The 395-nt window shown below is 65.6% G+C and carries 1 protein-coding gene; it reads left to right on the top strand.

All coding sequences use genetic code 11. The annotated features are described in order from the left end of the window. On the top strand, nt 1-395 hold a 395-nt coding region (locus ACODRW_RS24380), incomplete at both ends, for a DUF2345 domain-containing protein (protein WP_488906934.1).

Below are 395 nucleotides of genomic sequence, written 5' to 3'. Positions count from 1 at the left end.
CTGGGCGACACCGCCAGCGGCCAGCAGGCCGACACCATGGAAACCGGGCCGGAAGAAATCGGCCCGGACAACGCCAAAGCCGCCAAGAAAACCGAAGGCCATCTGCAACACCAGGCCACCGCCTTGAAAGCCTGGGAAGCCGGCAGCAACACCGACAAGGACGGCAAAACCGCCAAGGACCAAGCCGGCCAGCAGCCGCTAATCGTGCTATCGGCCCCGGCCGGCATCGCCAGCCTGAGCCAGCAAAGCCAGACCGTGGCGGCGGGCAGCAATCTGGACCTGGTGGCGCAGCGGGACACCAACCAAACCTCCGGCCGGCGCTGGATCCACAATGTGGGCCAGCACATCAGCCTGTTCGTCGCCGGGGTCAAGGATCAGATCGCGCTGAAGCTGAT

Source organism: Chromobacterium sp. FG89 (assembly GCF_057808735.1).
Note: the sequence above shows the minus strand (reverse complement) of the source record. Positions and strands in the feature narration are given on the sequence as shown.